The organism is Amycolatopsis pigmentata, assembly GCF_042684065.1.
Classification (GTDB): domain Bacteria; phylum Actinomycetota; class Actinomycetes; order Mycobacteriales; family Pseudonocardiaceae; genus Amycolatopsis_E; species Amycolatopsis_E pigmentata.
Window position 1 is genome coordinate 485,625 of the sequence record NZ_JBHUKR010000021.1, and the last position, 25,084, is coordinate 510,708.

24 protein-coding genes are annotated in these 25,084 nt (G+C 68.8%); 17 read left to right on the forward strand and 7 right to left on the reverse strand.

Annotation, left to right across the window (positions count from 1 at the left end; translation table 11 throughout):
* Nucleotides 1–386, forward strand: a 386-nt coding sequence (locus tag ACFSXZ_RS33525) for a class I SAM-dependent methyltransferase (protein WP_378269739.1), incomplete at its 5' end; no start/stop codon positions are given.
* A 276-nt stretch (nucleotides 387–662) separates the two neighbouring features.
* The gene (locus ACFSXZ_RS33530) at nucleotides 663–1,166 is read left to right on the forward strand and encodes a helix-turn-helix transcriptional regulator (protein WP_378269741.1); all 504 of its coding nucleotides are present in this window, start codon (nucleotides 663–665) and stop codon (nucleotides 1,164–1,166) included.
* A gap of 72 nt (nucleotides 1,167–1,238) precedes the next feature.
* Here the strand turns inward: ACFSXZ_RS33530 and ACFSXZ_RS33535 are convergent, their stop codons facing one another.
* Both ACFSXZ_RS33535 and ACFSXZ_RS33540 read right to left on the reverse strand, forming a co-directional pair.
* Nucleotides 1,239–2,231, reverse strand: coding sequence for an LLM class flavin-dependent oxidoreductase (locus ACFSXZ_RS33535; RefSeq protein WP_378269742.1), 993 nt, complete (start codon nucleotides 2,229–2,231; stop codon nucleotides 1,239–1,241).
* Between the two features lie 35 nt (nucleotides 2,232–2,266).
* The gene (locus tag ACFSXZ_RS33540) at nucleotides 2,267–4,387 is read right to left on the reverse strand and encodes a HelD family protein (protein WP_378269743.1); all 2,121 of its coding nucleotides are present in this window, start codon (nucleotides 4,385–4,387) and stop codon (nucleotides 2,267–2,269) included.
* Between the two features lie 65 nt (nucleotides 4,388–4,452).
* On the opposite strand from ACFSXZ_RS33540, the gene rsmD reads away from it, so the two are divergent.
* The 4 genes from rsmD (at nucleotide 4,453) to ACFSXZ_RS33560 (ending at nucleotide 7,003) form a co-directional block, all read left to right on the forward strand.
* Complete coding sequence (rsmD, locus tag ACFSXZ_RS33545; protein WP_378269744.1) at nucleotides 4,453–5,028, forward strand: 16S rRNA (guanine(966)-N(2))-methyltransferase RsmD; 576 nt, start codon at nucleotides 4,453–4,455, stop codon at nucleotides 5,026–5,028.
* A gap of 21 nt (nucleotides 5,029–5,049) precedes the next feature.
* On the forward strand, nucleotides 5,050–5,523 hold the full coding sequence (gene coaD / locus ACFSXZ_RS33550; protein ID WP_378269746.1) for a pantetheine-phosphate adenylyltransferase: 474 nt from the start codon (nucleotides 5,050–5,052) through the stop codon (nucleotides 5,521–5,523).
* Between the two features lie 136 nt (nucleotides 5,524–5,659).
* A complete protein-coding gene (locus ACFSXZ_RS33555; RefSeq protein ID WP_378269747.1) occupies nucleotides 5,660–6,088 on the forward strand; it encodes a ribonuclease domain-containing protein in 429 nt (142 codons plus the stop codon).
* 225 nt (nucleotides 6,089–6,313) lie between these two features.
* Complete coding sequence (locus tag ACFSXZ_RS33560) at nucleotides 6,314–7,003, forward strand: DivIVA domain-containing protein (protein ID WP_378269749.1); 690 nt, start codon at nucleotides 6,314–6,316, stop codon at nucleotides 7,001–7,003.
* Here the strand turns inward: ACFSXZ_RS33560 and ACFSXZ_RS33565 are convergent.
* Nucleotides 7,000–7,575 (reverse strand): helix-turn-helix domain-containing protein, encoded by a 576-nt coding sequence (locus ACFSXZ_RS33565; protein ID WP_378269751.1) that lies wholly within the window; start codon nucleotides 7,573–7,575, stop codon nucleotides 7,000–7,002. The two genes, ACFSXZ_RS33560 and ACFSXZ_RS33565, sit on opposite strands and share 4 nt — an antisense overlap.
* An 88-nt stretch (nucleotides 7,576–7,663) precedes the next feature.
* On the opposite strand from ACFSXZ_RS33565, the gene ACFSXZ_RS33570 reads away from it, so the two are divergent.
* The 4 genes from ACFSXZ_RS33570 to rnc all read left to right on the forward strand — a co-directional run bounded on the left by ACFSXZ_RS33570 (nucleotide 7,664) and on the right by rnc (nucleotide 9,819).
* Nucleotides 7,664–8,146: a DinB family protein gene (locus tag ACFSXZ_RS33570; RefSeq protein WP_378269753.1), complete on the forward strand. Its 483-nt coding sequence runs from the start codon at nucleotides 7,664–7,666 to the stop codon at nucleotides 8,144–8,146.
* Nucleotides 8,147–8,246: 100 nt separating this feature from the next.
* Nucleotides 8,247–8,792, forward strand: a complete 546-nt coding sequence (locus ACFSXZ_RS33575; protein ID WP_378269755.1) for a YceD family protein — start codon at nucleotides 8,247–8,249, stop codon at nucleotides 8,790–8,792.
* A gap of 92 nt (nucleotides 8,793–8,884) precedes the next feature.
* Nucleotides 8,885–9,067 (forward strand): 50S ribosomal protein L32, encoded by a 183-nt coding sequence (gene rpmF, locus ACFSXZ_RS33580; protein ID WP_378269757.1) that lies wholly within the window; start codon nucleotides 8,885–8,887, stop codon nucleotides 9,065–9,067.
* A gap of 11 nt (nucleotides 9,068–9,078) precedes the next feature.
* Nucleotides 9,079–9,819 carry a ribonuclease III gene (rnc, locus tag ACFSXZ_RS33585; protein ID WP_378269758.1) on the forward strand — a complete coding sequence of 247 codons (741 nt, stop codon included), beginning with the start codon at nucleotides 9,079–9,081 and terminating at the stop codon, nucleotides 9,817–9,819.
* Between the two features lie 33 nt (nucleotides 9,820–9,852).
* Here rnc and ACFSXZ_RS33590 read toward each other — a convergent pair whose 3' ends face one another.
* Nucleotides 9,853–10,449: a Uma2 family endonuclease gene (locus ACFSXZ_RS33590; RefSeq protein WP_378269760.1), complete on the reverse strand. Its 597-nt coding sequence runs from the start codon at nucleotides 10,447–10,449 to the stop codon at nucleotides 9,853–9,855.
* Nucleotides 10,450–10,501: 52 nt separating this feature from the next.
* On the opposite strand from ACFSXZ_RS33590, the gene mutM reads away from it, so the two are divergent.
* Both mutM and ACFSXZ_RS33600 read left to right on the forward strand, forming a co-directional pair.
* Nucleotides 10,502–11,365: a bifunctional DNA-formamidopyrimidine glycosylase/DNA-(apurinic or apyrimidinic site) lyase gene (mutM, locus tag ACFSXZ_RS33595; RefSeq protein ID WP_378269761.1), complete on the forward strand. Its 864-nt coding sequence runs from the start codon at nucleotides 10,502–10,504 to the stop codon at nucleotides 11,363–11,365.
* A gap of 63 nt (nucleotides 11,366–11,428) precedes the next feature.
* Nucleotides 11,429–12,421: an alpha/beta fold hydrolase gene (locus ACFSXZ_RS33600; protein ID WP_378269763.1), complete on the forward strand. Its 993-nt coding sequence runs from the start codon at nucleotides 11,429–11,431 to the stop codon at nucleotides 12,419–12,421.
* 1 nt (nucleotide 12,422) lies between these two features.
* Here the strand turns inward: ACFSXZ_RS33600 and ACFSXZ_RS33605 are convergent, their stop codons facing one another.
* Nucleotides 12,423–12,944 carry a general stress protein gene (locus ACFSXZ_RS33605; protein WP_378270092.1) on the reverse strand — a complete coding sequence of 174 codons (522 nt, stop codon included), beginning with the start codon at nucleotides 12,942–12,944 and terminating at the stop codon, nucleotides 12,423–12,425.
* A gap of 338 nt (nucleotides 12,945–13,282) precedes the next feature.
* Between ACFSXZ_RS33605 and ACFSXZ_RS33610 the strand changes: the two genes are divergently transcribed.
* Nucleotides 13,283–14,536, forward strand: a complete 1,254-nt coding sequence (locus tag ACFSXZ_RS33610) for an ATP-binding protein (RefSeq protein WP_378269765.1) — start codon at nucleotides 13,283–13,285, stop codon at nucleotides 14,534–14,536.
* A gap of 58 nt (nucleotides 14,537–14,594) precedes the next feature.
* Here ACFSXZ_RS33610 and asnB read toward each other — a convergent pair whose 3' ends face one another.
* On the reverse strand, nucleotides 14,595–16,424 hold the full coding sequence (gene asnB, locus ACFSXZ_RS33615; protein ID WP_378269767.1) for an asparagine synthase (glutamine-hydrolyzing): 1,830 nt from the start codon (nucleotides 16,422–16,424) through the stop codon (nucleotides 14,595–14,597).
* Between the two features lie 191 nt (nucleotides 16,425–16,615).
* On the opposite strand from asnB, the gene ACFSXZ_RS33620 reads away from it, so the two are divergent.
* Nucleotides 16,616–19,291, forward strand: a complete 2,676-nt coding sequence (locus ACFSXZ_RS33620; protein WP_378269768.1) for a sensor histidine kinase — start codon at nucleotides 16,616–16,618, stop codon at nucleotides 19,289–19,291.
* A 22-nt stretch (nucleotides 19,292–19,313) separates the two neighbouring features.
* On the forward strand, nucleotides 19,314–20,003 hold the full coding sequence (locus ACFSXZ_RS33625; RefSeq protein WP_378269770.1) for a response regulator: 690 nt from the start codon (nucleotides 19,314–19,316) through the stop codon (nucleotides 20,001–20,003).
* Nucleotides 20,004–20,049: 46 nt separating this feature from the next.
* Here the strand turns inward: ACFSXZ_RS33625 and ACFSXZ_RS33630 are convergent, their stop codons facing one another.
* Nucleotides 20,050–20,592, reverse strand: coding sequence for a hypothetical protein (locus ACFSXZ_RS33630; RefSeq protein WP_378269772.1), 543 nt, complete (start codon nucleotides 20,590–20,592; stop codon nucleotides 20,050–20,052).
* A gap of 250 nt (nucleotides 20,593–20,842) precedes the next feature.
* Between ACFSXZ_RS33630 and ACFSXZ_RS33635 the strand changes: the two genes are divergently transcribed.
* Both ACFSXZ_RS33635 and smc read left to right on the forward strand, forming a co-directional pair.
* The gene (locus ACFSXZ_RS33635) at nucleotides 20,843–21,139 is read left to right on the forward strand and encodes an acylphosphatase (protein WP_378269773.1); all 297 of its coding nucleotides are present in this window, start codon (nucleotides 20,843–20,845) and stop codon (nucleotides 21,137–21,139) included.
* A 160-nt stretch (nucleotides 21,140–21,299) separates the two neighbouring features.
* Nucleotides 21,300–24,914: a chromosome segregation protein SMC gene (smc, locus tag ACFSXZ_RS33640; protein WP_378269774.1), complete on the forward strand. Its 3,615-nt coding sequence runs from the start codon at nucleotides 21,300–21,302 to the stop codon at nucleotides 24,912–24,914.
* Nucleotides 24,915–25,084: the final 170 nt, after the last annotated feature.

Below are 25,084 nucleotides of genomic sequence, written 5' to 3' on the forward strand. Positions count from 1 at the left end.
ACCCGTTGGTGGCGGCGACCCCGGACAAGACCTCCTTCATCTCGCGCTACGTCTTCCCGGACGGTGAGCTGGAGCCGTTGAGCGTCATGGCCGGAGCCTTGGAGGAAGCCGGTTTCGAGGTGCGAGACGTCGAGTCGTTGCGAGAGCACTACGCGCGCACTCTGCGGGCCTGGGTCGCGAACCTCGAAGCGAACTGGGCGGAGGCCGCCCGCCTGACCAGCGTGGGCCGTGCCCGGGTCTGGCAGCTTTACATGGCGGGTTCGGCCCTGGCCTTCGAAGGCGGTTCCATCGGCATCAACCAGATCCTGGCCGTGAAACGGGATGAAAAGGGTTTCAGCGGTATGCCGGCCACCCGCATGGGGCTGTTCCGCGGCGGCTCTCTCTAGGGAGCCAGGCCGGTTCTCCGCTCGCCCCTCATGACCTGGGTCACGATGAGTGGCGGGCGGTGCGCGCCGACGACCGCGACCGGAAGGTGGCCGTTTCGACGGATCTTCGTACCCGCGCTGACTCGGTTATTAGAGTGAGGGTGTGGCGTACCAGCGCCTGAATGGCAACCTTCGGGACGATGTGACCAGCTTCGTCGACCGTCGGCGGGAGCTGGAAGCGGTGAACCGGGCTCTGCCCGGCTCCCGGATGCTGACCTTGGTCGGACCAGGCGGGGCGTGGTGCTGTTCGTCGAGCGGTTGGCCTGGATGGCGGCGGACCGAGGCGAGGGGGAGCGGGGCGCGGCATTGCTGGGGGCGGCCCATCGACTCTGGCCGCTGGTCGGCGGCCAGTCGTTGATCAATTTTCAGCCCTACGTGACCGCGCATGAGGAATGTGTGCGGCAGGTGCGCCTGGCCTTGGGCGAGCGCGGGTTCGTGGCGGCGTTCGACCGGGGCGCCGAGTTCGATCGGGATCAGGCCATCGCCTACGCCCTGGGCGAGGACGCCCACGGCACTCCCGCGGCCGCCGAGGACAATCCGCTAGCGGTGCTGACCCCACGGGAGCGGCAGGTCGGCGAGTTGATCACCGAGGGGTTGTCCAACAAGGAGATCGCCGCCCGGCTGGTCATCACCCCGCGCACCGCTGAGGGACACGTGGAACACATCCTGATCAAGCTCGGGTTCACCAAACGCGCCCAGCTAGCCGCGTGGTACGCCGACCGACAAAGCCGGGACGAGTGAAGGAATACGGCCACGCTGGGATCGGATGGCTGTCAGTGTCCATTGTGGTCGGACTGGTGACAGGTACCTCCCCTACGCGGCGGCCACCAGCTCGTAGGAGCGGACGCGGTCGGCGTGGCCGTGCACCGCGGTGGTGATCATGATCTCGTCGGCGCCGGTGTCTCCGGCCAGCTTCTCCAAGCCCTTCCGGACGGTCTCCGGCGAACCGATGATGGTGCTGCCCATCCGTTCCGCGATGAGTTCGCGGTCCAGGTCGCTGTAGGGATACTCGGCCGCTTCTTCAGGCGACGGCAAGGGGATGGGCCGTCCGCGCCGCAGCGAGAGGAACGTCAGGCCGCTCGGCGCTGCCAGCCACTCGGCGCGCTCGTCGGTCTCCGCGCACACCACCGCGGCACCCAGCATCAGGTACGGCTCGGAGAGCGTGGCCGAAGGCCGGAACGAATTCCGGTACAACTCGACCGCGGGCAACGTGTTGCGTGAGCTGAAGTGGTGCGCGAACGCGAACGGCAGACCGAGCGCCCCGGCCAGTTGCGCGCTGAACCCGCTCGATCCGAGAAGCCAGACGGGCGGCTTGTTCCCGACCGCGGGGACCGCGTTGACGGCACGATGCTCGTCCGGTTCGAAGTAGTCCATCAACTCGGCGAGCTGCTGGGGAAAGTCGTCGGCGCCGAGCGCCGCCCGTGAACCGCGGACGGCGAGCGCGGTCCGCTGGTCGGTGCCGGGCGCGCGGCCGATGCCCAGGTCGATCCGGCCGGGGTGGAACGCCTCCAGCATGCCGAACTGCTCGGCGACGATGAGCGGAGCATGGTTGGGCAGCATGACCCCGCCCGAGCCGACCCGGATCTTTTCGGTCGCCGCGGCCACGTGCCCGATCAACACGGCGGTCGCCGAACTGGCGATGCCGGGCATGTTGTGGTGTTCGGCCAGCCAGTACCGGTGATAGCCGAGCCGTTCGGTCTGCCGGGCCAGGTCGATCGTGTTGCGCAGCGCCGTTCCCGCGTCACTCCCGGACGGGATCGGCGCGAGATCGAGCACGGACAGCCGGACATCGCTGAAGGAACTCACGTTCACCCCAACACCGGGACCCGCCTTTTCCTTCCCTAGAGCCAGTCCTGGTCGGAGGCGAGGACGGTGAGCTGCTGGGTGGCGCGCGTGAGCGCGACGTAGAGGACCCGGCGCCCCGTGGTCGATTCGGTGATCAACTCGGTCGGCTCGACGAGCACCACGCCGTCGTACTCCAGGCCCTTCGAGTCCAGGCTGCCGATCACCTTGAGCCGTTCGTCACCGTTGTCCTCCAGCCACGAGGTGATCTCCGGGACGCGGGCCATCGAGCAGATCACGCCGACCGTGCCCTCGACCGCGTCCAGCAGTTCCTTGGCCGCGGTTCCGACGGCGTCCCGCAGTCCCCGCTGGTCGACCGTGCGCACGTCGGGCGCGATACCGGTGGTCCGTACCGCGTGGGGCAGCTCACCCTCCGCGGCGTGCCCGGCGACCACCTTGGCGGCGAGGTCGAAGATCTCCGCCGAGTTCCGGTAGTTGGTGCGCAGCGTGTAGCGGCGCACCTGGGTGCGTGTGCCGAACGCCTGGTCGCGCGCCTGCGCGGCCTCCTCGGGATCCGGCCACGAACTCTGCACCGGGTCGCCGACCACCGTCCAGCTCGCGTACTTGCCGCGACGGCCGACCATCCGCCACTGCATCGGCGAGAGGTCCTGTGACTCGTCCACCACGATGTGCGAATACTCGTCGTAGTGCTCGGGCCGCTGGGGGCCGTGCTGGTCGGTTCCCCGGGGAGGAGGAGCCGCGTCCAGTTCGAGCCGTTGCGCCCGCCGGCGTCGTTTCGGCGGCGGGCCGAGCAACACCCGCAACTCGTCGAGCAACGCGATGTCGGCGACCGTCCAGTCGGCCGGGTCGGTCAGCGATTCCGCGAGCAGGTCGATTTCCGGCGCGGTCAGCACGCCTTTGCCCGCGCGCGCGAGCCGGTTCCGGTCGCCGAGCCAGCGCAGGATCTCACCGGGATAGAGCACGGGCCACCAGACGACGAGGAAACGGTGGAAGTCGATCCGCTCACCGAGTTCGGTGATCAGTTCCTCACGATCGACCGAGCGGCCGTCGGCACGCGCGTTCTCCTCGGCCTTGTCCGCCAGCGCCGCCAGCAGCGTCTCGGCCGCGCGGACGCGGGAACGGTTCGGCGGTCCGCCCTGGGTGTGCACGCGCCGGCGGACCTTTTCCAGTTCTTTGCCGCGCAGCTTGAGCACCTCGCCGCGATAGACGATGCGCATTTCGTCCGGTACGCCGGGCGGGGTTTCCCGCAACGCCCGCAGGAGGACTCTGCGCATGCGCAGCGAACCCTTGATCGCGGCCAGCGGCGCGGGATCCTGGCGGACCGCGGTGACGCCGTCCAGGATCGCCCCCAGCGGACGAAGTTCGACGTTGGTCTCACCCATCGACGGGAGCACACGCGAGATGTAGTTCGTGAACGCTCCCGAAGGACCGACCACCAGGACTCCCGCGCCGCCGAGCTGGCGGCGGTAGCGGTAGAGCAGGTAAGCGGCACGGTGCAGCGCCACCGCCGTCTTGCCGGTCCCGGGACCGCCGGTGATTTCGGTGACCCCGCGCCACGGCGCCCGGATGACCTCGTCCTGCTCGCGCTGGATGGTGGCCACGATGTCGCGCATCTTCTCGCCGCGCGAGCGGCCGAGCGCGGCCATCAGCGCACCCTCGCCGACCACCTGCATGTCCTGCGGGACCGCGTCGGCGATCAGCACGTCGTCGTCCACGTCGAGCACCGTCTGACCGGAGCACCGGATCACCCGGCGCCGCACCACCTCCATCGGAGCCTCGGCGGTGGCCTGATAGAAGGCGGCGGCGGCCGGAGCTCGCCAGTCGGTGACCAGGTTGTCGAACTCGGCGTCCCGGATACCCAGCCTGCCCACGTAGATCGTTTCGCGGCTGAGGTGATCCAGACGGCCGAAAACGAGACCCTCGTACTCGGCGTCGAGCGTCTGCAGCGTCTGGTTGGCGTGGAAGACCATCATGTCGCGCTCGAACAGCATCGAAGCCTGCTCGAAGACGGCCTCTCGTTGCGCGCCGTGACCAAGCTCGTACCCTTTGGTACGCATTGCTTCGGCTTGTGCGCGAAGCTCGGCAAGACGGGTGTAGACGCGATCGACGTGGCTTTGTTCGATGGCGATCTCGGCCCGTCTGACCCGAGGTTCCGACACGCAGGGCTCCTACAGCTCACGCGGCAACAGGAAGAACGACTCTACGCCTGCGGGAAGATGGTGTGGTGAGCAGGATCGTCGCCGGTACGGCGAAAGGCAGGCGGCTCAAGGTGCCGTCACGGGGAACGCGGCCGACCTCCGAGCGGGTGCGGGAGGCGGTGTTCAACGCGCTCGAATCACGGGGAGAGCTCAGAGACGCGCGCGTGCTGGACCTCTACGCGGGCTCTGGCGCGCTCGGCCTCGAGGCGTTGTCCCGGGGCGCCTCCGAAGCACTCTTCATCGAGAACGACCGTAAGGCGGTCGAGATCCTGCGCGCGAACGTGGCGGAAATCGGGCTGGGGGGCTGGATCCGGTCCGGCACCGTGGAAGTCGTGCTGGCCCAGGAAGTCCCGGCCGCGCCCTTCGATGTCGTGTTCGCCGATCCGCCCTACGTGTTCGACAACTCCAGGATCGCGGGGATGCTCACCGCGCTGGCCGAGGGAAGCTGGATCGTCGAGGACGGACTGGTCGTGCTCGAACGCGCGCGCCGGGCGGGCGAGCCGGAGTACCCGCCGGGCTTCGAGCACCTGCGTGAGATGCGCCACGGTGATACCGCTGTGTACTGGGCCGAGTTCGTCACGTCTTCGCGCGACCGGGTGTAAATGTTGGTAGCGTCCCGAGTCATGCGGCGAGCGGTGTGTCCCGGCTCCTACGATCCGGCGACCAACGGGCACCTGGACATCATCGAACGAACCGCCAAGCTCTTCGACGAGGTGGTGGTGGCCGTCCTCGTCAACCCGAACAAAAAGGGCCTGTTCTCGATCGAGGAACGGATCGAGATTCTCCGCGAGATCACCTCGGGCCTGCCGAACGTCCGGGTCGACTCCTGGCAGGGCCTGCTCGTCGACTACTGCCGCCAGCACGACATAGCGGCGATCACCAAGGGCCTGCGTTCGGTCAGCGACTTCGACTACGAGTTGCAGATGGCGCAGATGAACCGCGAGCTTTCGGGGGTCGAGACGTTGCTCATGTCCAACAACCCGGCCTACGGCTTCCTGTCCAGTTCGCTGGTCAAGGAGGTCGCCGCCTACGGCGGGAACGTCAAGGACCTGGTACCGGGTGTGGTGTTCGAGAGGCTGACGGCGAAGTTCTCCTGACCCCGCCGCTCCGCTCGACGGAAACGCTTCGCGCCCCTGCGGCCGGTACACGGTTGGCCGACAACGTTCGTCGGGACTTCGGATCGGTGCGTGTGAATTTCACCGAACCGTCACCGAGGGCGCCTACGTTCCGATCATGACCAGGTACCAGTCCCGTGTGGCCGCCGTGCTGCTCGCCCTGCTCACCACCCTGTTCGCCGGTCTGCTCACCGCTTCGCCGGCCCAGTCCGCTCCCGCCTCCCCGGTCGCCGTGGCGCAGGCCTCGTGCGGCGACACCTCCGGCTTCGATGTGGTCGCGCTCAGCGCGTTGCCGCCGCAGGCCACCGACACCTACGACCTCATCCAGCAAGGCGGGCCGTACCCGTACAAGCAGGACGGCACCGTCTTTTCCAACCGTGAAGGCCTGCTGCCCTCCTGCTCCAGCGGCTACTACCACGAGTACACGGTGGTCACGCCGGGCAGTTCCACCCGCGGCACGCGCCGGATCATCACCGGTGACGGCGGCGAGTACTTCTACACCGGGGACCACTACGCGAGCTTCCAGCTCATCGACGTGAACGCGTAATCAACGGGACGCGCTCCGCGCGACTGACACGCCCACCCGTCACCCACCGCCACCCTCAACCGAAACGCTTCGCGTTGCTGACACGCCCACCCGTCACCCACCGCCACCCTCAACGGACGCGCTCCGCGCGACTGACACGCCGGGGAGTGGTCCTCCCCGGCGTTTCCCCGTCGAGCGGGCAGACTGGAAGCGGCGAAGTGGGGAAGGGTCACCTAGGGAGTTGCCGTGTACCGGGTGTTCGAAGCTCTCGACGAGCTCGTGACCATCGTGGAAGAGGCGCGTGGGGTGCCGATGACGTCCAGCTGCGTGGTTCCGCGTGGCGACATGCTCGAGCTCCTCGACGATGTGCGGGACGCGCTGCCGAGCGAGGTCGACGACGCGCAGGACGTGCTCGACAAGCGCGATCACCTGATCGACAAGGCGCGTGCCGAGGCGGAGACGACGAAGCAGGACGCCAGGGCCGAAGCCGAGCGCGTGATCGCCGACGCCCGCGCCCGCGCCGAACAGATCGTCGCGGACGCCAGGGCGGAGGCCGACCGGACGGTCGCCTCGGGCGAAGCCGAGTTCCGCAAGCTGACCGAGCGTTCCCGCACCGAGTCGGAGCGGATGGTCCAGGCCGGCCGTGAGGCCTACGAGCGCGCGATCGAGGACGCACGGCACGAGCAGGCCCGCCTGGTCTCCCAGACCGAGGTCGTGCAGGCCGCGCACGCCGAATCGGCCCGCATCGTGGACGAGGCGCACGTCGAGGCCGACCGCCAGCGCGCGGAATGCGACGCCTACGTCGACGGCAAGCTGGCCGAGTTCGCCGAGTTGCTGGCCACGACGCTGCGCACGGTGGATTCGGGGCGCAACCACCTCCGGTCGTCCCCGCCGAACCTCGCCGGCCGCAGTCCGTTGTACGACTTCCAGCCTTAGTGCTCGACGCGTACGTGGGTGCGCATCCCTTGCGGGTCGAACAGGATGAGCAGCTCAACCGCGGCGCCGTCGGCGCTGCCCAGCCAGTGCGGCAAGGACGTGTCGAATTCGGCGGCCTCACCCGGTGGCAGGGTCAGGTCGCGCTCACCGAGGACCAGCCGTAGGCGTCCGTCGAGCACGTACAGCCATTCGAAGCCGTCGTGGGTCCGCGGGTTCGGTTCGAGCGTTTCCGGCTGGGCGGGGATGAGCATTTTGAACGCGTGCATTCCGCCCGGCCGCCGCGACAGGGGCACGAAGGTCATCCCGAACTTCCGGATCGGCGTGAGGTGAACGCTGGGATCACCGGTGCGCGGAGCGCCGACAAGGTCGTCCAGCGGCACGTTGTAGGTACGGGCCAGGGGTAACAGCAATTCCAGGGTCGCCCGGCGCTGCCCGTTTTCCAATCTGGACAGAGTGCTCTCCGACACACCGGTCGTCGTCGCGAGATCGGCGAGAGTGATGCCGCGGTCACGGCGCAGCGCCCGAAGCCGTGGCCCTACCGCGTCGAGCACCTCGTCCGTTTCGTGGTCCACGACATCATCTTGCCAGAACCGCAAGTTTCCGTGCCAGATCGGCGTGCGCCTGGTCAAACTGAGCCCCACGCCAACGGAAGGAGCACGGATGAATCGCCGTCGTGACACCCCACCGCCTCGCACCGGAAGCAGTGAAACCGAAGTCCTGCGCGGATTCCTCGACTACCTCCGCGCCTCGATCGCGGCGAAGGTCGACGGCGCACCCGAACCGGGGGCCCGGACGGCGGCGGTGCCGTCGGGTACAAACCTCCTCGGCCTGCTCAATCACCTGACCTGTGTCGAGCGCTCCCTTTTCCTCGGTCACGACATCACCGACTGGCGGGGCACGTTCCGGGCCGCGCCATCGGACAGCGTCGCCGATGTGGTCGCCCGCTACCGGGAAACCGTCAAGCGCGCCAACGAGGTACTCGACGGCTGCGCCGATCTCGCCGCACCGGTCCCTCGACCACGGCCGGGAAAGCCCGCTCCCAGTATCCGCTGGGCACTCACCCACATGATCGAAGAGACCGGCCGCCACGCCGGCCACGCCGACATCATCCGCGAACTCGCCGACGGGACGACCGGCCGCTGATCCCTTCGCGGGGAGTCCGGTCGGTCCGTCGTACCCGGTCCTGACCACGCGGTGGCTCCGCGTGGGAACGGCCCGGTGACGGCGGTAGACTCGGTGGGTCATGTCTGATCAGAGGAATCCCTGGATCTTCGACACTCGTGAGCTGGGCCGCCGCGCCGGCCTGAGCCGCGAGTTGCACCGGAGGGTCCCGTTCGGCGCCGTGATCGGCGTGCCGGACGTGATCGTCGTCCCCGAGGGTGCCGAAGTGGAGCTCGATCTGCTGTTCGAGTCGGTCGTGGAGGGCGTGCTGGTCACCGGCACCGCGGTCGCGCCGACCTCCGGTCAGTGTTCGCGCTGCCTCGACCCGGTCGACGGCAGCGTCGAGGTCGAGCTGACCGAACTGTTCGCCTACCCCGATTCGACGACGGAGGCGACCACCGAAGAAGACGAGGTCAGCCGCCTCGTGGACGACCGCATCGACCTCGAGCCGCTGGTGCGGGACGCTGTCGTGCTGGCCCTTCCGCAGGTGCCGTTGTGCACACCGGACTGCGCCGGGCTGTGCCCGGAGTGCGGGGGAAAGTGGGCCGATCTCGAGCCCGGACATGGGCATGAGACGATAGATCCTCGGTGGGCCGCGCTGGTCGAACGCTTCGGCGATTCCCCGTAGCGAGGCTGCCCCCCAGAAGGCTTGTCGAGCACTGGCTCGCGAAGCAAACCCGGCTCGTGTGAGCGAGCGAACCGTGATGAGGAGATCTAGCCGTGGCCGTCCCGAAGCGGAAGATGTCGCGATCGAACACGCGCTCCCGCCGGTCCCAGTGGAAGGCGACCCCTGTCCAGCTGGTGCCCTGCCCTAACCGTGCCTGCCGTGCGCTCAAGCCGCCGCAGGTGGCCTGCCCGACCTGTGGCCAGTACGCCGGCCGCCAGGTTGTCGAGCCCGCCTGAGGTCGCACGCCATGGGGGGTAAGAAGCCGGGAGCGGCTGCGGACCCAGCACCATTGCTCGAAGCGCTCGGCGTCTCCTTGGACGCCGAGCTGCTCACGCTTGCCCTGCGCCACCGCTCCTACGCCTACGAGAACGGTGGCTTGCAGCCGAACGAGCGGCTCGAGTTCCTCGGGGACGCGGTGCTCGGCCTGGTGGTGACCGATCACCTCTACCGTGTGCATCCCGACCTGCCCGAGGGCCAGCTCGCCAAGCTGCGGGCCAGCGTGGTCAACATGCACGCGCTGGCTGGCGTCGCGCGCGATCTCGGCCCCGGAGGGCTCGGTGCGCACCTGTTGCTCGGCAAGGGCGAGGAGCTCACGGGCGGGCGGGACAAGGCGAGCATCCTCGCCGACGGCCTCGAGGCGATCATCGGCGCGGTCTTCCTCGAACACGGGATCGACGCCGGGCGCGCGCTCGTCCACCGGTTGTTCGACGGCCTGCTGGCCGAAGCGCCGCTGCGCGGCGCCGGGCTCGACTGGAAGACCAGCCTGCAGGAGCTCACCGCGTCGTCCGGGCTCGGCGTGCCCGAGTACAAGGTCGAGGACACCGGGCCCGACCACCGCAAGGAATTCTCGGCCACGGTGCTCATCGCCGGCCGGGATCTCGGCCGCGGCGAAGGCACCACCAAGAAGGAAGCCGAGCAGAAGGCCGCCGAGGCCGCCTGGCGCGAGCTGACCGAGGAACTCAAGCCCCAGACCGAAGACGCCGGCTGACCTTCACGGCGCCGGCGTCCGCGGTCGAGGAATTCATTCCTCAAGTGTGCGGCTGTCTTCCGCGTCAAAGAGGCTCGAGTCGAGATCCCTGTCGATCGGCGGCGGAAGCTGGATTCGTGCGCCGAAGGCCCAGGTGACACTTCGGTGATACGTTCCGCGAGCGGGCTCGGAGAAGACCGTGACGCGAGGTCCCGGCTCGTCCCAAGGGTCGATCAGCAGGTAGAGGGGAACTTCGCCACGGGCGTAGGCCTTGGGCTTGGCCGTCCTTTCCGGTATCGAGTTGTCCTGCGCGGTGATCTCCGCGACCAGCCGGGCATGGCTGGACAGCACGTACTTCGGGCACTCCACGGGGACGCCGGGCGGGATCACCACGACATCGGGCCGGTAGATCCGTTCCTCGCCGGCGATCCGCAGACCGAACCTCTGATGGATCCGCCACCCGGCGGGCAGCGTGCCGGTGAGTGCCTTCGTCACCGCGTCCACCAGTTCGTCGTGACGCGGTCCCGGGGGTGGGGACACCGCCATGGTCCCGGCCACGACCTCGGCCTTCCAGCCGTTCGGCAGGTCGAGTTCGAGCCAGGCGCGGCGGAGGAACGTCCACTCGCCAGAACTTTCCGTAGCAGCGTTCACCGCGGCCACCTCCTTGTCCGATGATCAGTGGCGACCAGGCTAGGCTGCGGGAATGCCCGAGCTTCCCGAGGTAGAGGTGGTGCGCGCCGGGTTGCGGACGCACGTGGCGGGTCGCGTCATAACGAAAGTCGAGGTGTTGCACCCGAGGGCGATCCGGCGGCACGAACTCGGTGCCGACGACTTCACCGGCAGACTCGCCGGTCTCCGGATCGAAGCCGCACGCCGTCGCGGCAAGTATCTGTGGCTCGAACTTCCTGAAGGACAAGCGATTCTCGCCCATCTCGGCATGAGCGGGCAGATGCTGGTGCAACCCGAAGGAACACCGGACGAGAAGCACCTGCGCGTGCGAGTTCGCTTCGCCGACAACGGACCGGAACTGCGGTTCGTCGACCAGCGCACCTTCGGCGGCCTGGCACTGGCCGATCTGGTCGAGGTGGACGGCACGCTCGTGCCGTCGACGATCGCGCACATCGCGCGGGATCCGATGGACCCCGCCTTCGACCCCGCCGGCGCCGTTCGCGCGTTGCGGTCGCGGCGAACCGAGGTCAAGCGTGCTCTCCTCGACCAGACCCTGGTTTCCGGCATCGGAAACATCTACGCCGACGAAGCGCTCTGGCGGGCCCGGTTGCACTGGGCCCGGCCGTCCGAGCGGCTGACCCGCGCCCAGGGCACCGCCGTCCTCACCGCCGCGGCCGAAGTGATGGCCGAGGCGCTGCGGGCCGGCGGTACCTCGTTCGACGCCCTTTACGTCAACGTCAACGGCCAGTCCGGCTACTTCGAGCGTTCGCTCAACGTCTACGGCCAGGCCGACCGTCCCTGCCGTCGCTGTGGTACCCCGGTCCGCCGGGAGCCGTTCATGAACCGGTCGTCCTACTTCTGCCCGCATTGCCAGCCGAGACCGCGGGTGACGCGATAGCCTCGCACGCCGCCGAAACAGCGTCGGCACACGTCGGAAACGGCGGCGTGCGACGCTGGCCCGGTGCGCACCCAGGACACGGCGCTGACCAGCGTCGGGCCGGACACGTTCGACCTGCGCTGGCGCGTGATCCACGGCTACCGCCGTGCCTACCGGATGGCGGGTAGTGGCCCCGCGGTGCTGTTCATCCATGGGATCGGTGACGACTCGTCCACGTGGCTCGACGTGGCGGCCTCGCTGGCCGGTGACTTCACCGTGATCGCGCCCGACCTGCTGGGGCACGGCGGATCGGACAAGCCGAGGGCCGACTACTCGGTCGCGGCCTACGCCTGCGGTATGCGGGACCTGCTGGCCACTTTGGACATCGACCGGGTCAGCGTGGTCGGTCATTCCCTCGGCGGGGGAGTGGCGATGCAGTTCGCCTACCAGTTCCCCGAGCACTGCGAACGGCTGGTCCTGGTCAGCTCGGGCGGGATCGGCCAGGGAGTGCATCCGTTGCTACGGCTGGCCGCGGCCCCGGGTGCCGAGTTCGTCCTGCCGCTCCTCGGCATCCCGCCGGTGCCGGATTTCCTGCGTGGCGTGAGCAATCTGCTGAGCGCGACCGGCGGCCTCGGGCTGAGCCGGGATCTCGGCTACGTGTTCTCCAAGTACGTCCGGCTCGCGGAATCGCCGAGCCGGCAAGCGTTTCTGCGCACGCTACGCGCGGTGGTGGACTGGCGAGGCCAGGTGGTCAACATGCTGGACCGCTCGTATCTCGCCGAAGGCATCCCGACAATGCTGGTCTGGGGAACGCACGATCACGTCGTGCCGACCGCACACGCGGCGCTGGCGCACGCCGAGATGCCCGGGAGCAGGTTGGAGATCTTCACCGGCGCGGGCCATTTCCCGCACCACACCTCACCGCAACGTTTCCTGGCCGTCCTGCGCCAGTTCCTCACCGAGACCAGGCCCGCCCGGTACGACATGCGCCGCTGGCGGCAGTTGCTGCGAGCGGGCCGAAGGCCGCACGAGGGTGCACGGCAGGCCCTCGGCCCGGGAGTCTCGAGCGGTTCCTAGCTCAGCCGAACGCCGCCGCCCTCGCGGCGAGGTCGGCCAGGATCTCGCGGCCACGTTCGGCGTTGCGGGGCTGGCTGAGCACGTCGTACCGGCGCGCGACCAACTGGCTGCTGGAGACGAAGTCACGACGGCCTCGCGTGGCGCCGTAACCGATGGCGGCGAACACCATGCTGAACCCGACCCCGGCGAGCAGCCCGATCAGGATCGGGAGCAGACCGGCACCGGTGGTGAACATGCTCAGCAACAGGCCCACGAACAGGCCGAACCAGGCGCCCGAAAGCGCCGAGGTGCTCATGACCCGTCCCCAGCTGAGCTTTCCGGCGACTCGTTCCACGAGCATCGGCTCGACCCCCACGATGGTGAGGTCGGCGACCGGGAAGTCGTTGTCCGCCAAGTGATCCACGGCACGCTGGGCTTCCTCGTAGGATTCGTACGAGGCGATCGGCCACCCGGTCGGCAGGGTGGGCAGGCGGGGGTTCGCCTGGGCGTTGGTGAACGCGGTCTGAGTGAAGGCTTGGGTCATCATTCTCACCTCTCCTACCCGTGTGCAACGCAGGACGGATACCCGCTGTGCCGGGTTTGCGATCTTCACAGCGAAAATTCAGGTTGTTGTGCGGTGCGGGAAGGTGCTCGGGGGACGCCGGCGCAGGTGTCCATGCGCGGTCTCCGCGGGTCCACGCGCCTGACCGACAAAACGCGGAGACCGCCGGGCCTCGGGTGGGCCAGCGGCCAGGTCACCACGAACCTACCGGCTGGATGACCACCAATCCACCGTCCAAGTGACCACGACCGTATCGTCCAGGTGACCACGAACCAAGCGGCCAAGTGGCCACTGATCAAGTCATCAGTCACAATGGACCAGTGCGTGAGCTGCCCGATCTGGTCCCCCGCCATGCCGAGTCCGTGGTCTGCGAAGCGCTGGACGACACCCGTGTCGTACTCGTCAACGGCGCCCGGCAAGCAGGAAAGAGCACGTTGACGCGGTTGGCCGCCGGCCGACGGTCCAACGCCGTGACCCGCCTTCTGGACGATCCGGCCACGCTGGACGCGGCGAAACAGGATCCGACGGACTTCGTCCGTCACGAAGACCTGATGGTCATCGACGAGATCCAGCTCGCGCCGGAACTTCTCCGGCCGATCAAGGTGGTCGTCGACCTCGACCCGACGCCCGGACGATTCCTGCTCACCGGCTCTTCCCGGGTTCTGGCCCTGCGTGACCTCCCGGATGCCTTACCCGGCCGTATGGAGGTGATCGAACTCTGGCCGTTTTCACAGGGTGAGATCGCCGGTGAACCCGACAGGTTCATCGACGCGGCCTTCCGGCATGGCCCCGAGATCAGCCATTCGTCGTCTCTGCGTCGGCGTGACTACCTGGAGCGGCTCGTCATCGGGGGCTTCCCGGAAGCGGTGCGCCGAAGTCCCCGCCGCAGGACCGCGTTCTTCGACTCATATCTGTCGACTCTGATCGAACGAGATGTCCTGCGACTGGCCAGCATCGAACGTCGCGGTGAGATGTTCAAACTGCTGAGACTGCTCGCGGGTCGTGCGGGCGGTCTCCTGGTGCCGGGCACCCTCGCAGGACAGTCGGGCATTCCGCGTACCACATTGGTGCGATATCTGGAGCTGTTGTCCACGGTCTTCCTGACCAAGACCATCCCGGCCTGGTCGTCCGGCCAGACCCGCCGGGCCATCGGCACTCCGAAGCTCGCGTTCGTGGACACCGGGGTCGCGTGTCATCTGATCGGCCAGGACCCGGTCCGCCTCGGTGAGCCAGGTGGCGCCGCCGGATCCATGGTGGAGAACTTCGTGGTGATGGAACTGGCTCGCCAGTTGACCTGGTCGGAGGAGCGCGGACGGCTCTATCACTACCGCACCAAGGACAAGGTCGAGGTCGACGCGGTCATCGAAACACCCGACGGGCGGGTGATCGGGGTCGAAGTGAAGGCAGGCGCGACCGTACGCGCGGAAGACCTCGCGGGACTGCGTAACCTCGCCGGAACGTTGGGTGACCGGTTCATCGCCGGTTTCGTGCTCTACACCGGCCAGCAAACCTTGCCATTCGGCGACAAGTTCAGGGCTTTGCCGCTGGACGCCCTCTGGCGGCTCGCCCCGTGAGGTCGCCTTGTGCTCGTGTTCGCCGGGAGGCGGAAACACGAGCACAAGGCGACCTTGGTCAGGACAGGGCGAGTTCGGGGCGGTAGATGTCGAGCCAGTGGTACAGGTCGATGCTGCGGTCGAGGCCGTGGCGCGCGAGCGTGGTCATGGTGACCGGGTCGCGCTCCACGATGTCGCTCAGCCAGGCGCGGTCCACCAGGTCGAACAGTGGGTTGCCGGGCTCGGCGAGGATGTCCTTCGCCTGGCGTTGCAGTTCGGCCGCGTAGCCGGGGTCCTGAGTGGACGGATAGGGACTCTTGACCCGGTCCACGACGGACTGCGGCAGGACGTGTTTGGTGGCGTGCCGGAGCAGGCTCTTTTCCCTGCCGTCAAAGGTTTTCAGCGACCACGGCGTGTTGTAGACGTACTCGACGAGCCGGTGGTCGCAGAAGGGCACCCGCACCTCCAGCCCGACCGCCATCGACGCGCGGTCCTTGCGGTCGAGCAGCATTCGCACGAACCGCGTGAGGTGCAGGTGGAAGAACGTGCGCATCCGGCTGTCCGTTTCGCTCTCACCGTCCAGGTGCTGGACCGCCGCGACCGCGCTCGAGTACTGGTCCGAGACATAGGAGTCCAGGTCCAGCCGCTTCCGCAGTTCCTCGCGGAGGATCGCGCCGCGCATGTCGTGGCCCGTGCTGAAGGCCATCCACGGAAAGGTGCCGGCATTGCGCACGTTCTCGTCGTGGAACCACCGGTAACCGCCGAAGACCTCGTCCGCCGACTCCCCGGACAGCGCCACCGTCGATTCCGCGCGGATCGCCTTGAACAGCAGATACAGCGAGACATCGAGGTCACCCATGCCGGAGGGGATGTCTCGAGCGGTGATCATGGCGCGGCGGACGGACGGGTCGGTCAGCGCCTGCGGGTCGAGCACCACGTCCTGATGTGCCGAGCCCACGAGCTTCGCCACGTCCCGGATGAACGGCGAATCCGGGGTGTCCCGCATCTCGTCGGGGGTGAAGTTCTCTTCCTGGCCCACGAAGTCGACCGAGAAGGTCCTGAGCTGCTCGCCCAGGCTCGCGGCGGCCAGCCCGGTGATCGCGCTGGAGTCGAGCCCGCCGGACAGCAGCACGCAGCGGGGTACGTCGGCGACGAGCTGCCGCTCGACGATGTCGTTCATCAGCTCCCGTACCCGCGCGACCGTGGTCTCCTGGTCGTCGGTGTGCGGACGGGCGGGCAGCGACCAGTAGGTGTGGGTGTGCACGCCGTCTTCGTCGACACGGACGATGGTGCCGGGCTCGACCTCGGTCATGCCCTTCCACAGCGACCATCCGGGCGCCTTGGTGAACGAGAACAGTTCGCGGAACCCGTCGGCGTCGACCACCTTGCGGACGCGGGGGTTGGCGAGGATCGCCTTGGGCTCCGAACCGAAGATCACGCCGTCACGGGTGGGGTGGTAGTAGAACGGCTTGATCCCCATCCGGTCGCGGATCATCACCAGCTTGCGGTCGCGGGCGTCCCAGATCGCGAAGGCGTACATGCCGTTGAGATGGTCGGCTACGGCCTCGCCCCATTCGAGATAGCCGTGCAGGACGACCTCGGTGTCGCTTTCGGTGATGAACCGGTGGCCCTTGCCGATCAGCTCCGCGCGCAGTTCGGTGAAGTTGTAGGTCTCGCCGCTGTAGACCATCGCGACCTCTCCGTTCGGAGTGGTCACCGACATCGGCTGCCTGCCGCCCGGCAGGTCGATGATGGCGAGCCTGCGGTGGCCGAGTGCGGCTTCGGGGGCGACCCACGTGCCGGAGTCGTCCGGGCCACGGCAGGCCATGGTCTCGGTCATCGCGTCCAGGGCCGCCCGTTCGCGGGACAGGTCGGTTTCGAAAGAAACCCAGCCCGTGATGCCGCACATGGTCAAGAACCTCCCGCTTGCTTCGTGTCCGCAAATATCTTTAACGCAGTGGTAACACGAAAACGGTGGCGGTGTCTGCCCGAATTGTCGTCTTCTCGGGCGTTGTAACGTTCCGTGTGAATTTTCTCACGGTGCGTCAAGGAAACGTCAACGCCGACTGCCTTTCCGGCCGGTGGGGGCACACTGATGTCGTGGATGAACAGCGGAAACGCGACCGTCCGCGCCGCGGTGAACTGCGGATCTACCTCGGTGCCGCGCCCGGCGTCGGGAAGACCTACGCGATGTTGGGCGAGGCGCGGCGCCGCCTGGACCGTGGCGCCGATGTGGTCGTGGGTGTGGTGGAGACGCACGGCCGCGTCCGGACCGCGGACCTGGTGGAGGGGCTCGAGGTGGTACCGCGACGCGTGCGGTTCCACCGAGGGCGCGAGTTCGCGGAGATGGACCTGGACGCGGTGCTCGCACGCCGGCCGGAGGTCGTGCTCGTGGACGAACTGGCCCACACGAACGTTCCGGGTTCGCCGCACGAGAAGCGCTGGCAGGACATCGACGTGTTGCTGGACGCCGGGATCGACGTGCTGTCCACGGTGAACATCCAGCATTTGCAGAGCCTCAACGACGTGGTGGAGAAGATCACCGGGGTCGCGCAGCAGGAGACCGTGCCGGACGAGGTGGTGCGCAAGGCCGAGCAGGTCGAGTTGGTGGACATCACGCCGGAGGCGCTGCGGCGGCGGCTCGCGCACGGAAACGTCTATCCCGCCGAGCGGATCGACGCGGCGCTGGGGAACTATTTCCGGCCCGGAAACCTGACCGCGCTGCGGGAACTGGCGCTGTTGTGGGTGGCCGACCAGGTCGACGTGGCCTTGCAGCGGTACCGGGCCGAACAACGGATCACCGACACCTGGGAGGCGCGGGAACGCGTCGTGGTGGCGATCACCGGGGGACCCGAGAGCGAGACGATCATGCGCCGGGCGCGCCGGATCGCCGCGCGGGCGGGCGCTGATCTGCTCGTGGTCCATGTGATGCGAGGTGACGGACTGTCCGGGCTGGGGGCGGCGGAGACGGGGCGGTACCGGACGCTGGCGGAAGACCTGGGGGCGACCTTCCACACCGTCGTCGGGGACGACGTGCCCAGCGCGCTGCTCGATTTCGCGCGCGGGGTCAACGCCACGCAACTGGTGCTGGGGACCTCGAGGCGTTCCCGGGTGGCCCGGTTGTTCGACGAGGGCATCGGCGCGACCGTGGTGCAGCGGTCGGGGCGGATCGACGTCCACATGGTCACGCACGACGAGGCGGGCGGGCGTCCGCGGAGGCGGCCCGGCTGGTCCAGTCCACTGGGAAACACCCGCCGGATCGCCGGCTGGGTGCTGGCCGTGGCAGGACCGGCGCTGGCCACCGGGTTGGGCATCGTGCTGCGCGGGCATCTCGACCTGTCCACCGACGTGGTCGACTACTTCCTGGTCACGGTGGTCGTGGCGGTGGTGGGCGGGCTCGGTCCGGCCCTGGCCGCCTCGGTGCTGTCGGCCGGATTGCTGAACTTCTTCTTCACCGAGCCGTTCTACAGCCTGGCCGTGCATTCGCCGCGCAACGTGATCACGCTGCTGGCGATGGTCATCGTGGCGGTGCTCGTGGCACTGGTGGTGGACACCGCGGCGCGCCGGTCCGCCCAGGCGGCTCTGGCGCGCACGGAGGCGTCCTTGCTCGCCTCCTACGCGCGGACCGTACTCACCCATAGCGAGCCCCTTCCCCGGCTGCTGGAGAAGGTGCGGGAGAACTTCGGCCTGGATTCCGTGGCGCTGCTGGAAAAGCAGGACGGGCGTTGGAGCTGTGTCGAGTGTGCCGGCGGGGACCCGTGCGAGGAACCCGACGAAGCCGACGCCGACCTGCCTGTGACCGAGGAAGTCCACCTCGCGCTGCGGGGCAGGGCGTTGCCCGCCGCGGACCGGCGCGTCCTCGAAGCGGCCGCGGGACAGGCTTTGCTCGCCTTGCGCCAGCAGCGGATGGCCGCGGCCACCGCACGGGCCGAGCGCAAGGCCGAGGCGACCGAGTTGCGTACCGCGCTGCTGTCCGCGCTCGGCCACGACCTGCGCACCCCGCTCACCTCGATCAAGGCGGCCATCGGCAGCCTGCGCGCGCAAGACATCGACCTGACACCGGAGGACGCCGGGGAACTCCTCGCCGACGCGGACGCGTCGACCGACCGCCTGGCAGGCCTCGTCGACAACCTGCTCGACTCCTCGCGGCTGGCCACCGGTGCGGTCCAGCCCCGGTTGCGGGCGGTCGGCTACGACGAGGTGGTCGAGCGCGCTCTGTCCAATGTGGACCGAGCGGCGCCGGTGCGGGTGGCGGTCGACGAACGACTGCCCGCCGTGCTCGCCGATCCGGGCTTGCTGGAGCGCGTGGTGGCCAACGTGGTGGACAACGCGATGCGGTACGGGCAGGGGAGCGAACCGGTATCCGTGCGCGGCAGCAGCCACGCGGACACCGTCGAACTTCGCGTCGTGGATCACGGGCCGGGCCTGAAGAAGGGAACCGCCGAATCGGCCTTCGCACCTTTCCAGCGCCTTGGGGACTCAGCGGCCCAAAGGGCCTCCATTGAGGGCGGCGGTGGGAGACGGGAGGGGGATTCAGCGGCCCAAAGGGCCTCCATTGAGGGCGGCGGTGGGAGACGGGTCTCCGTTGAGGGTGGCGCGGCCGTTGGGAACGGCGCCCCAGGGCTCGGCCTGGGTTTGGCGGTGGCCAAGGGGTTCACCGAAGCGATGGGCGGCACGATCCGGGCCGAGGACACTCCCGGCGGCGGACTGACCATGGTGATCGCACTGCCCGCCTGCCGCGCGTCCGGCGTTCCGGCCCTGCCGGAGGTGCGATGAAGAACCTCGTGGAGGATTGGAGATGAGCAACGGCAACGTGCTGGTGGTCGACGACGAGCCACAGATCGTGCGAGCCCTCCGCATCAACCTGAGCGCCCGGGGCTACGGGGTCGTCACCGCGCACGACGGGGCGGCGGCGCTGCGCGCGGCGGCGGAGACCAAGCCGGACGTGGTGGTGCTCGATCTCGGTCTGCCCGATATGGACGGCAACGAGGTGATCGCCGGGCTGCGCGGGTGGACGACGGTGCCGATCATCGTGCTCTCGGCGCGTGCCGACTCTCCGGACAAGGTGCGGGCGCTGGACGCCGGAGCCGACGACTACGTGACGAAACCGTTCGGCATGGACGAACTGCTGGCCCGGCTCCGGGCCGCGGTGCGCAGGTCATCGGTGTCCACTCCGGACGGTGAGGATGCCGTCGTGGAGGCCGGTGACGTGACCGTCGACCTGGCGGCGAAGAAGGTCCGGCGCGCCGGTGAAGAGGTCCACCTGACCAAGACCGAATGGGGCGTGCTCGAACTCCTCGTGCGCAACCGGGGGCGGCTGGTGTCGCAGAAGCAGCTGCTGCGAGAGGTGTGGGGCCCCGCCTACGAAGCCGAATCGCACTACCTGCGCGTGTATCTGGCTCAGCTGCGCCGAAAACTGGAACAAGAGCCTTCGAGGCCCCGCCATCTGCTGACCGAGCCCGGTATGGGCTATCGCTTCGAACTCTGAAGCGGGTCGGTCTGGGGCTTGCCCCCGCAAGACGCAGGGGCTCGGCTCAGCCCGACGTGCCTGTTCCGCCGCCGCTGCTGCCCGTGGTGGTTGTCGTCGTGGTCGGGGAACTCGGCGGAGGGGACGACGGAGACGACTCCGACGATTTGGGCGGTGGTATCGACTTCGAGGATGTCGTAGGCGGCGGAAGGTGACCGCCGCCCTGCGGCATCGACGAGACCGAGACCGGAGCGGAACCCGCGGGAGGCAGGATCGCCGTGGTCCGCTGGCCGTCCGGGCCGATGGTCACCGACGTGGTCGGTGAAGAAGAGGTGTGCTTCGTTTGGCCGCCGGAGGTCGCCGGCAGCGTCCCGGGCAGGTCGTCCGCGGGGACGACCTGCTGCGAGCCCGGGTTGCGGTTGCCGGCGGGGATGTCCGTGCTGGGGGCGTGCGGGGAGAGGAGCTGGGCTATACCACCGAACGCGGTGGCGAGGACCACGCCGCTGGCGGCGAGCATGAGGTAACCGCCGCGATGCACCCGCGAAAGTGGCTCGCGCGGCGGTGTTTCCTCCCTGGCGGGTGGACCGGATCGTGGCCCGGAATGGGTCATCACACGGCTCCTTTTGCCGGATTCACCTGGCGTTGCCCCACAGTCGCACTGGCAAGCCGATGGACTTGGCCGGAACGTTATCACCCCTCGTTAACCCAGGGAGAACGACGGTGCGCCGAAAGTGTCAATGATGCGGACGGTCTCGATCGAGAGTGGCCGTAGGGTCACGCTGGGTATGACCGCGCGGAGTCCTGGATGCTCGATTGATCATGGTGGGTGAGAGACCCGCGTTCGTGCCAGGTGGGGCACGATGGGTGGTGTGGTGAACGAAGACGAGCGGGTGCGCCTGACGGCCTGGGTCGCGGGCACCGTCCAGGGCGTCGGTTTCCGCTGGTGGACCCGGTGCCGCGCGCTCGAACTCGGGCTGGTCGGCAGCGCGGCCAACCTGCGTGACGGCCGGGTCGAGGTGATCGCCGAAGGCGTGAAGGAGGACTGCGAGCAACTCCTGTCCGCGCTCCGCTCCGGCGCCACGCCCGGGCGGGTCGACCACGTCGTCGAGCACTGGTCCACCCCTTCCGGCGCCCTCACCACCTTCGACGAGCGCTAGCCGGCCGGAAAAGTGGCTGGTGGGGCTGGTGTGACAGGTGGGAAAGGCGGCGCGCCGGGCAAGGGGCGGCATCCCGCGATCGGGCGGAAGGGGTCGGTAGACTCTGTCGACTGGCCGCGTGCCTTCCCGTGTCGAACGCCTCGGAGGGGTCCTAAGCGACGTGCACCTGAAAAGCTTGACGCTGAAGGGATTCAAGTCCTTCGCCTCGGCTACCACCCTGCGTTTCGAGCCGGGCATCACCTGCGTCGTGGGTCCGAATGGTTCGGGCAAGTCCAATGTCCTGGACGCGCTGCGCTGGGTCATGGGTACGCAGGGGGCGAAGGACCTGCGCGGCGGCAAGATGGAGGACGTCATCTTCGCCGGCACGTCGGGGCGGGCCCCGCTCGGCCGCGCCGAGGTGACCCTGACCATCGACAATGCCGACGGCGCGCTGCCCATCGACTACACCGAGGTCTCGATCACCCGCCGGATGTTCCGTGACGGCGCCAGCGAGTACGAGATCAACGGCAGCTCCTGCCGCCTGCTGGACATCCAGGAACTGTTGTCCGACTCGGGGATCGGCCGCGAGATGCACGTCATCGTCGGTCAGGGTCAGCTTTCCCAGATCCTCGAATCCAAGCCCGAGGAGCGCCGCGCCTTCATCGAAGAGGCCGCCGGTGTGCTCAAGCACCGCAAGCGCAAGGAAAAGGCGCTGCGCAAGCTCACCGCGATGCAGGCCAACCTGGATCGTCTCGGTGACCTGACCGCCGAGTTGCGGCGGCAGCTCAAGCCGCTGGGCAGGCAGGCCGAGATCGCGCGGAAGGCCCAGACCGTCCAGGCCGAGCTCCGCGACGCGCGCCTGCGCCTGCTCGCCGACGACCTGGTCACCCAGCGCTCGGCGATCGCCAGGGAAGAGGCCGACGAGCACGCCGCCCGCGCCCGGCGCGCGGAGGTCGAACAGGCGTTGGAGGCCGTCAGCGCCGAGGAGAACCAGCTCGAGCTGTCCCTGGCGGAGGACGCGCCGCGCCTGGCCGCCGCGCAGGACACCTGGTACAAGCTTTCCGCGCTGGCCGAACGGCTCCGCGGCACGGTCCGGCTGGCGGTCGAGCGCCACCGGCATCTTTCCGCCGCGACCGAGACCCACACCAGCGGGCGTGATCCCGAGGAGATGCTCGCCGAGGCGGAGCAGATCGCCGAGCGCGAGGAGGAGCTCAACGAGGCCGTCACCGAGGCCAAGGCGATGCTTTCGGCCACCGTGCAGCGCCGGGAACAGCTGGAGCACGCCGTTCAGGCGGCCGAACGGGCCCACATGGCCGCGGTCCGCGCCGTCGCCGACCGCCGTGAGGGCCTGGCGAAACTGACCGGACAGGTCGAGGCTTTGCGCAGCAAGAACGGTGCCACCTCCGACGAGATCGACCGGCTCACCGCGTCCATCGACGAAGCCGAGGCACGGGCCGAAGTCGCGGTCGAGGAGCTGGAGCAGGCCGAGGCCGAGGGCGGTGTCGAGGAGTCGGACGACGCGGAGTTGCTCGTCCGCCACGACCTGGCCGTGGAAGCCAACAACGCGGCCAAGGCCAGGGTGGAGGAGCTGGTCAAGGCCGAGCGGGCCGCCGAGCGGGAAATCGCGTCCGAGAAGGCGCGGGTCGACGCGCTGTCGATGGGATTGCGGCGCAAGGACGGTGCGGGCGCGTTGCTGGGTGCGACCGACGTGCTGCCCGGGCTGCTCGGCTCGGTGGCCGCGCTCCTCACCGTCGAGCCCGGATACGAGGTCGCGCTCGCCGCCGCGCTCGGCCCGGTCGCCGACGCCGTCGCCTTTCAGGGCGGCGAGGACGCGCTCGCCGCCCTGAAGTTCTTGAAGGACAACGACTCCGGCCGCGCGAGCATGCTGCTCGGTGGACTCGATCATGTCGCGGACACCGCGTCGTGGCCCTCGCTGCCGCCCGGTGCGCGCTGGGCGCGGGATGTGGTCAGGGCGCCGGAAGCGCTCCGCCCCGCGGTCGAGCGCGCCCTCGACCGAATGGCCATTGTGGACACTCTGGAGTCGGCTCGCCGGCTTGTCGCGGTGCACCCGGAGGTCAGCACGGTCACCGCCGAGGGAGACGTCTTCGGTTCCCATTGGGCCGTCGGGGGTTCCACGCGCAGCGAGAGCGTCATCGAGGTCCAGGCCGCGGTGGACGAGGCGCAGGACAGGCTGCTCGCCGCGGAACGCAGGCTCGAACGCTCCGGCGCCGAGCTGGAAGGCGCGCGGGCCGAGCAGCAGGCCCGCCGCGAAGAGGTCGGGCAGGCCAAGGAGGCGCTGGGCGAGGCGAAGGTCCGCAAGGCGCGCTCGTCGGAACGGCTCAACCGGTTGCGCCAGGCGGCGCGTTCGGCCCAGGCCGAGGTCGCCCGGCTGCGTGAGCAGCGCGCGAAGGTCGAGTCCAACCGCGAAGAGGCGCTCACCAAGCTCGCCGAACTGGAGGAGCGACTGGCGGCGGTGGCCGAGCAGCCCGTCGACGAAGACCCGGACACCACCGAGCGGGACCAGGTCGCCGAGGAACTGGCCGTCGTCCGTCAGGAGGAGGTCGAGGCACGGCTCGCGCTGCGGACGTCCGAGGAACGCGCACGCGGTATCGCGGGCAGGGCCGAATCGTTGCGCCGCGCCGCCCACGCCGAGCGGCAGGCCCGCGAACGGGCCGAGCATGCCCGGGTCGCCCGGGCCAAGGGCGCGGCCATCGCCACCGCCGTCGTCGAGGCCGGTGAGCTGGCCCTGGAACGCATCGAGTTGTCCGTGCAGCGTGCGGCCGTCGAACGCGATGAGGTGCAGGCCATGCGCCAGCAGCGGGAGACCGCGCTGGCCCAGGTGCGCAGCAGAGTCCGTGAACTGTCCGGCGAACTGGAAAAGCTGACCGACGCCGTGCACCGCGACGAGGTGCTCCGGGCCGAGCAGCGGCTGCGTCTGGAACAGCTGGAGACCAAGATCGCCGAGGACTTCGGTATCGGTCTGAACGAACTGGTCGCCGAGTACGGCCCGGAGGTGCCCGTGCCGCCCAGCGCGGGTGAGCTGGCCGAGTACGAGGAGGCCAGGGAGCGCGGCGAGTCGGTGACGCCGCCGCCGTCCATGCCCTACGAGCGGGCGACCCAGGAGCGCCGGGCCAAGCGCGCCGAGCGGGACCTTTCCTTGCTGGGCAAGGTGAATCCGCTGGCGCTGGAGGAGTTCGCCGCGCTGGAGGAGCGCTACAAGTTCCTGTCCACCCAGCTGGAGGACCTGAAGGCCACCCGCAAGGACCTGCTCCAGGTCATCAAGGAAGTGGACGAGAAGATCCTGGAGGTCTTCAGCACGGCCTACGAGGACGTCGCGCGCGAGTTCGAGGTCGTGTTCTCGGTGCTGTTCCCCGGCGGCGAGGGGCGCATGGTGCTCACCGAGCCGGGTGACATGCTGGCCACCGGCGTCGACGTCGAGGCCCGGCCGCCGGGCAAGAAGGTCAAGCGACTGTCCCTGCTCTCCGGCGGTGAGAAGTCGCTGGTCGCGGTCGCCATGCTGGTGGCGATCTTCCGCGCCCGTCCGTCGCCGTTCTACGTGATGGACGAGGTCGAGGCCGCGCTGGACGACACCAACATGCGCCGTCTGATCGGCCTGCTCGAACAGCTCCGGGAGTCTTCGCAGCTGATCATCATCACCCACCAGAAGCCGACCATGGAGATCGCCGACGCGCTCTACGGCGTGAGCATGCAGGGCGACGGGATCACGAAGGTCATTTCCCAGCGGCTCCGGCAGGATCGGGTGGAAACCCAAGAGGATGTTCCCGTCACGGCATGAGGCCGGCGTCTTTGCCCGATCCGGTGAACTTCGAGACCGGTAGGGGTACCGCCGTGTCACACTGACGGTGGGTGTTGGTACAGACCACCCGAGTGGCGGATTCACCTTGGCGTCCGGGCGTCCTAGATTCGCGCGGTAATCGTTTACTCGCATCGCTGGCGCGATCCCCG

Coding starts and splice junctions, on each gene's coding strand:
- coaD (WP_378269746.1), top strand. CDS start 5,050: ATGCGGCGAGCGGTGTGTCCCGGCTCCTACGATCCGGCGACCAACGGG.
- ACFSXZ_RS33555 (WP_378269747.1), top strand. CDS start 5,660: ATGACCAGGTACCAGTCCCGTGTGGCCGCCGTGCTGCTCGCCCTGCTC.
- ACFSXZ_RS33570 (WP_378269753.1), top strand. CDS start 7,664: ATGAATCGCCGTCGTGACACCCCACCGCCTCGCACCGGAAGCAGTGAA.
- ACFSXZ_RS33575 (WP_378269755.1), top strand. CDS start 8,247: ATGTCTGATCAGAGGAATCCCTGGATCTTCGACACTCGTGAGCTGGGC.
- rnc (WP_378269758.1), top strand. CDS start 9,079: ATGGGGGGTAAGAAGCCGGGAGCGGCTGCGGACCCAGCACCATTGCTC.
- mutM (WP_378269761.1), top strand. CDS start 10,502: ATGCCCGAGCTTCCCGAGGTAGAGGTGGTGCGCGCCGGGTTGCGGACG.
- ACFSXZ_RS33605 (WP_378270092.1), bottom strand. CDS start 12,944: ATGACCCAAGCCTTCACTCAGACCGCGTTCACCAACGCCCAGGCGAAC.
- asnB (WP_378269767.1), bottom strand. CDS start 16,424: ATGTGCGGCATCACGGGCTGGGTTTCTTTCGAAACCGACCTGTCCCGC.
- ACFSXZ_RS33625 (WP_378269770.1), top strand. CDS start 19,314: ATGAGCAACGGCAACGTGCTGGTGGTCGACGACGAGCCACAGATCGTG.
- ACFSXZ_RS33630 (WP_378269772.1), bottom strand. CDS start 20,592: ATGACCCATTCCGGGCCACGATCCGGTCCACCCGCCAGGGAGGAAACA.
- ACFSXZ_RS33635 (WP_378269773.1), top strand. CDS start 20,843: ATGGGTGGTGTGGTGAACGAAGACGAGCGGGTGCGCCTGACGGCCTGG.